Raw genomic sequence first — 6,419 nt, 5'->3', positions numbered from 1 at the left:
ACGATGTGAGGAGGCAGGCGGTGCGAGAGACCGAACCGACCGAGGCCGAGATTCGGCAGAACTTCGACAAGATGCTCGCTTCGGTACTCAGCGGTGGCGGTATCCATTCCGAGACCGGGCTGGACATGAAGACCGAGGACGCGCTGTGGCAGGTGGCCCGCGCCTACCCGAACGCCTCGGACGACCTGGTCCGGGCCGCGCGGTCGGCGTTCGCCGGGCAACTCGACGGGTCGAACGCGCGCGAAGCGGACCTGGCCCGGCAGCGCAGGCTCGCCGAGCTGGCGAAGAAGCGTCGATGAGCGAGGAGGTGCGGGCGTGAGCGAGGACCGCCGTCGGATCCTCACCGACGAACAGCTCACCGAGATCGCCACCGGCCTGCGCGCGCTCGGCGGTGCCGAGCCGATGGATTCGCTGCCCGACCTGGCCGCCCGCTTCGGCTGGCGGGTACTGAGTCCGCGCGCGGACCGCGCCCGCCTCGATATCGGCTTCGGCCCGACCAGTGGTCGCGTGTTCGCCGAGGACGGCCGCATCGTCGACATCACCCTGTGGCTCACCAAGGGCGTGCCCGCTGACGACGAAGGTCGCGCCTGGGCGCGCGACACCTTCGCCCGGCTGGCGGCCCTGCTGACCGATCTGTTCGGCCCGCCGACCGCACGCATTCCGGGCGAAGTGTCCGCACTGCGCTGGGCGGGCGAGGCCGACACATTGATCCTGCGCGACGTGGCCGGTTCACTACAGCTCACCCTGATGGACAACCGCTGGCTCGCGCTCGGCGATCAAGCCGACGCCTTGGCCGCGGAGGAGTCCCGGTGACCTGGGACGATGTCGCGACGGCACTGGCCGGGGAACTGGCCGCCCTGCCCGCGGGCGCGATCGTGAAACTCGTGGAAGCACGCGCGGAACGCCCGTCCAGGTTCGCCCAGTTCCTGCAGACCGATGCCGAACTGACGGCCGAGCTCATCGACGACGACCACCTGGCCGCCGAACTTCGCGCGGGCCGGGCGGGTAACGCGGTGATCCGCGAGCTCGGCTGGCAGCCGCGCGACCGCCATCACGAGAACTGGTGGACCCACCTGCCCTGGCCCGCGCCCGCCGCCGACTACCGGCGCCTGGCCGACATGGTCGTCGCGGGACTGCGCGACGGATTCGGCGTGGCCACCCCGGATTCGTTCACCTACGACGCCTGGAACGAACGCCGGGGCAACAGCCTGATCGAGCTGCCACAGCTCGGGCTGCCCCTGGCGACCTGACCGATCAACCGATGAACCAGATGAGGGGATTTCCGCCCGACATGACCAGCGGAGGCGACCGGCTCGACGAGCACACCACCGAACCGGACCACGACGAATCCACCGAATCTGTTCCCGCCGAACCGGATTCCGTACCGGCCGAGGTGGAAGCGGTCGCCGAGGAAGAGCCCGACGTCGGTTTCACCTTGGCCGACGACGAACCCGAGCCCGATGACCCAACCGAACGGGCACGCAAGATCATGCACCAGGTGGCGCGCGATCTGGCCTCGCTCGCCCCGCCGGATTGGCAGCGTCTGCACGCGGCCTTCGCGCTCACGGTTCTCGAGCATTCCTCGCTCGCCGTGTTCTCCGGCGACACCATCGAACCTGTGCAGGTGACACCGCCGCAGGAGATCGTCGACCTGGTGTGGGAACACCGGACGCTGTCGGCCGAACTCGGTGACGGCCCGTGGTGGCGCCTGGTGCTGAGTCTGTCGCGCGCGGGCGAGATCGACGTCGACTACGACTACGGTGACGAGCCGTTCCCCGACGAGCACCTGCTCGCCCAGGACTCCTATCGTGCCGATCTGGCGGCGTTCCCGCGCCGGTCGGTGCCGGTGTGGTTGGCGGCGTATGTCGCGCACGACGACAAGCAGATCCGCGCGCCGCGTGCCGCCGCCGCCCAGGAACTCGCCGATCGGCGCCGAGGTCTGCGCGCCGACGATTCCGACGTCGGCCTGCCACCGCTGCCGCTGATGGTGGCGCGCTGGGCGGTGCTGTCGGCGGCCTTCGTCGCCGTCGGTTCGGAGGTCGGCCCGCGCTCGTTGCCTTCGCTGAATTGGTTCGAGGGGTCGCGCCGCAGCGGCAGTTCGCTGTATCTGCTGCCCGGCAATCGCGCGGTGCTCTCGGGTGGTGTGTGGAACGCGCCGGAGCTCGCGGCGGCCTACGCCGAGGGCGAACCGCCGCTCGGGCTGTACGCGGGTGCGCCGTCCTGGGTTTCGGCACAGGTACTCAATCACCGTGCGGCCGGTGGGATGCTCTCGTTCTGCTACTGGTGGTCCAACGGCCGTTGGTACCACGGTGATTCACCGGACGCCGACGCCATCGCCGCGGCCGTGCCCGGCTTCTGGAGTGCCGAGACGGTCGCGCGGATCGTGACCGATCTGCTCGGAGACCGCGCCTCCGAGCATCAGCGCGCGGGCGCCGCCGTCCTGGTCGAGGCGGCGCAGGCCGGTGTGGTCACTCGCGACACCGTTGTCGAAGTCTTCGACGACGCCGAGCTTTTCGACGCCGACGCCGCGTACTTCCAGCTCACCATGGCCGGGGTGACCGCCCGCACCCCCGACCCGATGCCGCGCGCGGACGCCGTCGCGATGGTGCGCGCGCACCTGATGGAGACTGCCGCCGACCCCGAGCTCTACCCGCTCGACCAGCTGCACGCCGATCGCATCGACGTCGGCTGGATGGTGTTCGTTCCCGTGCTACCGGGTGAGATCGCGGTCGGTCGGGCGACCTTCTACGTCGCCGATGACGGTGTGCTGCATCGCTCTTCGTCGGCGGTGGCACCCGAGGTTTTCGCGGCCGAGTTCGCGGAAAGTTTCTACGAACGGCACCGTTCGGTCATCTCGTCCTGATGCGGATACGCACCGGTAACCCTATACTCGTTAGCGTGATTTAAGAATGGTGTTGCCGCGTTGTAAGACTCGGCTGCCATGTTTGCTGGGGCACGACCGGCCGGTGTGCCAGCGATGAGGAGGGGCGTCTACGGATGAGGAACCGCACCGTCGAGACAGTGGGAGTGTGACCTCGTGGGCACACCGATGGACGACTGGCGGGGATACCGCAACTCGGGGTCGCTCAAGCTCGAGGACGGCGCGGCGACGGAAGCCGCCGAATACTGCGCGGATGTGCTCGACATCATCGCCTTGGTCGAGGGCAAGGTCGGTGAGATCATCTCGCCCGACACGACCGGGGCCGGTCAAACCGAGAACCTCCTCGGTCACCTCACCTCAGGTCGCGCGCTCACACAGGAGTTCTACACACTGGGGCGCGAGTTCCGCGACGACGTCTTGAAGGACCACAAGCAAGTCCTCAACGACATGGCCTTGTCGTTCCTCATCGCCGGGAACAACTACAAGAACAAGGACCAGGATTCGAAAGATGAGTTGAGCCGGATTCTGTCCACCCGGAATCCGGCCGAGGGCATCGTCCACGCCGAACAGCACGTGGGACAGATCAATCCGCGTGACACCGCCTGGATCGACAACACACGTGGTCGGGAACCAGGGGAGTACAAGAAGACCGATACGGACAAGAGTGGTCAGTACGGCGGCCTTCCGTCGGGTGCCAACACCCCGAAGGAGAGCCTGAAGACGGTGTCGGCCTCGCACACCGCGGAGCCGGGATCGACGCTGAACTACACGGACTTCTACAACCTCGGCATTTCGTTGCGGCGATCGAGCTGGTTGCGCGACATGTCGTCGGACTGGCACCGGATGGCCTCGCAGATGAGCCGCGGCTTCAGCGACTACGACACCAGAATCAGGTCTCTGGTCGACAGCAAGGAACGCTGGACCGGCCGCGGCGCCGGGGACGCGCGCGACGCCGTCCACCGGTACACCGGGCGGGGTCTCGAGTTGACCCGCACCATGTACCGAGTCAGTGAACTGCTGCTCGACGCCTACAACTGGGCCCAGACGACCCAGGCGAACATGCCGGACAAACCGGCCGACCAACTCAATGCCCACGAGCGCAAGACGTGGGAAGACCACGCGCGCACCGTCTTCAACAACTGGTACCGCCCGGGGTACGCGGCGGCGATCGGTGCCCTGCCTGCACTGCCCGGACCAGCGGGCACCGCGAGGGTCACCGAGGAGCCGCCCGGCAAACCCACCAACCCCGGTAGTCCCGGAAATCCCGCGGGTGGCGGCGGCGGGTCGCAGAACAACGACGCGGCGACGGCCGCGCAGCTGAAAGCCCAGCAGGACGCCGCACACCAGCAACAGCTCGCTGCCCTGCAGCAGGCCGAGGCGCAGCGCAAAGCCCAGGAGCAGGCCGCCAAGGACGCCGAACGCGCTGCCGCGCAGAAGGCCGCGCAGCAGCAACAGCAGCAAGCGCAGGAGACGGCTTCCCAGGCCTTGCAGCAGCTCGCCACCCAGGCCGCCTCGCAAGCCTCGCAAATCGGCGAGCAGATCTCCGCCGCTGCCGAGCAGGCCGCGGCCCAGGCTGCCCAGCAGGCGAGTATGGCCGGGCTGAGTGGCATCCCCACCAGCGCTGCGGCATTGGACGAAGCAGCCAAGAAGATGGGCCTCGCCGGTGCCAAGGGCGGCGGTGGCGGCGGTGCGGGGGGTGGGCTCGGCGCCAAGGCCGAGGGTCAGAACCTCGAGAAGGCGTCGAAACTGTTCCCCCGCGCGACGGCAACCACCGATCTCGCCGCCATGGCGAGCCGGGCCGGTCTGGCCAGTGCCGCTGGTGCCGGAGCGGGCATGCCGATGGGTGGACCCATGGGCGGCGGTGGCGCGGGCGCCGGTGCCGGTGGTCAGCAGAAGGACCACAAGCGGGCCGACTACCTGGATTCGGTCGAGCACCTGGAAGAAGCGATCGGCGAGGCGCAGACCGTGGTGAGGCCGGTCGTCGAGCAATGAACCGCACGTGGAACCTGACGGAACTGGAGATGTTCACCCTCTGGGAGTGGGCCACCTCCGACTTCGTGCCGTGGCCGTTCTTCTGCCGGACCAGGACCCTCGACGCCGATGAACTGGACCGGCAGAAGGCCGACGCGCTCGCGGGGTTGCGGCGCGACGAGCCGGAGTTCGTCAGCTTCGTGCTCGAAGCGCTGCTCGACCCCGACATCAAGATCATCGTCCACGGCCACGACGGCGCGGACGATATGAAGGTCGACGCGCTGGTGCGGGTGATGGGTTGCAGGCGCGGCGACCGGGGCTACGTGGTGCGGCAGAAGCCGGGCGACACCTATTGGGACAGCGGCGGTTACGTCGTCACCGAGTGCGACGCGGTGAGTCTGGCCGACTACGTGGTCCGTGAGCTCCCGGCGAACGAACCCGGCCGCGAAGCCGACCTGGTGCTCGAATCAGCCGACCGGACGGCACAGCTCGACTACTCCTACTCCGTCTCCTCCGTCCACGACTCCTTCCACGACCCGGCTCCGTTGCGCGCCAAGCAGTTCGAAGCGGCGCCCCTGCTGCGCGCCGGTGAGGTCGAGGTGATCCAGGGTCGCTCGCGCTTCGGCCCGCGCGGTGTCACCCGGCACAAGCTGACCTGGCGTGACGTGGTCGACGACGGTCGCTATGTGATCGCCGAGGAGGTGCCGCGGGTCGCGGTGGCGGCGGACGCGAAGCGCTTCACCGACCTGATCAATCAGCGCATCGTGGAAGTGGTGCGGGCCATCAAAGATGAACGAGTCTGAGGGGGCGAGACGATGACAGCGCAACAGGACGAATTCCCCACCGAGTTCGTGTCCACGTCGGTGACGGGCGCGATCTCGGTGCGGACCACGGAAAACGGTCTGCCACTCGGTCTTCGGGTCGAGCCAGACCAGCTGCGTCGCGATCCGGCGGCGCTGGCCGCCGAGCTGCTGCGACTGTGCAAGCAGTCGGCCAATCGGGCGGGCATGGCGCGGCGCGAACAGTTCCGCGCGGCGGGCATGACCCCGGAGATGCTGGCACTCACCGGCCTGCCGACCGAGGCAGAGGTGGCACGCCAGGAGATCCTCGACGAGCAGGACTACGACACCGAACCGCAGAGCTGGCTGCGATCGGTCTGAGCGGCACGCGGATTGGGGAGGCGACATGGTCGAAACGATGGACGAGCTGATCGCTCGGGTACAGAAACAGCTCTACCGGCTCACCGACCTCCAGGACGCCACCAAGGCCATCCTGGTGACCGAGACGTCCGAGGACGGCACGGTGACCGTCGAGGTCGACGCCAACGCGGCACTGGTCGGCCTGAGTCTCGCGCCGGGCATCGAGAAGATGACGCCCGCCGAATTCGAACAGACGGTCGTGAATACCGCGCGCACCGCCGCGCACCGCGCCTTCGCGCAACGCGGTGAGCTCATCACCGCGTTCAATGAGGAGAGTGCGGGTTAGTCACCGACTGTTTACCCTCGCGCGATCGTCTCGCGCTGCCTCGGCTGGTTAAGGTTGACTACGAAACATCCAGGTATGTTTC

At 68.1% G+C, this 6,419-nt stretch carries 8 protein-coding genes; all 8 read left to right on the top strand.

Features of this window, described 5'->3' with window-relative positions; all coding sequences use genetic code 11:
• Window positions 1-20 precede the first annotated feature (20 nt).
• The 8 genes from NC7_RS12240 (at window position 21) to NC7_RS12205 (ending at window position 6,337) form a co-directional block, all read left to right on the top strand.
• Window positions 21-299 carry a hypothetical protein gene (locus tag NC7_RS12240; RefSeq protein ID WP_084458413.1) on the top strand — a complete coding sequence of 93 codons (279 nt, stop codon included), beginning with the start codon at window positions 21-23 and terminating at the stop codon, window positions 297-299.
• 16 nt (window positions 300-315) lie between these two features.
• Window positions 316-813 (top strand): DUF6301 family protein, encoded by a 498-nt coding sequence (locus NC7_RS12235; protein WP_067982219.1) that lies wholly within the window; start codon window positions 316-318, stop codon window positions 811-813.
• Window positions 810-1,250 carry a TY-Chap domain-containing protein gene (locus NC7_RS12230; RefSeq protein WP_067982216.1) on the top strand — a complete coding sequence of 147 codons (441 nt, stop codon included), beginning with the start codon at window positions 810-812 and terminating at the stop codon, window positions 1,248-1,250. The genes NC7_RS12235 and NC7_RS12230 overlap by 4 nt, the downstream gene beginning before the upstream one ends.
• 41 nt (window positions 1,251-1,291) lie before the next feature.
• The gene (locus NC7_RS12225; protein ID WP_236573256.1) at window positions 1,292-2,863 is read left to right on the top strand and encodes a hypothetical protein; all 1,572 of its coding nucleotides are present in this window, start codon (window positions 1,292-1,294) and stop codon (window positions 2,861-2,863) included.
• Between the two features lie 174 nt (window positions 2,864-3,037).
• Window positions 3,038-4,873 (top strand): hypothetical protein, encoded by a 1,836-nt coding sequence (locus NC7_RS12220; RefSeq protein ID WP_157101956.1) that lies wholly within the window; start codon window positions 3,038-3,040, stop codon window positions 4,871-4,873.
• Window positions 4,870-5,655, top strand: a complete 786-nt coding sequence (locus tag NC7_RS12215; RefSeq protein WP_067982210.1) for an ESX secretion-associated protein EspG — start codon at window positions 4,870-4,872, stop codon at window positions 5,653-5,655. The genes NC7_RS12220 and NC7_RS12215 overlap by 4 nt, the downstream gene beginning before the upstream one ends.
• 12 nt (window positions 5,656-5,667) lie before the next feature.
• Window positions 5,668-6,012 carry a hypothetical protein gene (locus NC7_RS12210; protein WP_067982207.1) on the top strand — a complete coding sequence of 115 codons (345 nt, stop codon included), beginning with the start codon at window positions 5,668-5,670 and terminating at the stop codon, window positions 6,010-6,012.
• 25 nt (window positions 6,013-6,037) lie between these two features.
• Window positions 6,038-6,337: a YbaB/EbfC family nucleoid-associated protein gene (locus NC7_RS12205; RefSeq protein ID WP_067982204.1), complete on the top strand. Its 300-nt coding sequence runs from the start codon at window positions 6,038-6,040 to the stop codon at window positions 6,335-6,337.
• Window positions 6,338-6,419 lie beyond the last annotated feature (82 nt).

Origin of the sequence: Nocardia caishijiensis NBRC 108228, assembly GCF_001612825.1 — a bacterium.
Classification (GTDB): Bacteria; Actinomycetota; Actinomycetes; order Mycobacteriales; family Mycobacteriaceae; genus Nocardia; species Nocardia caishijiensis.
This window is presented reverse-complemented; position numbering and strand designations above follow the sequence as displayed.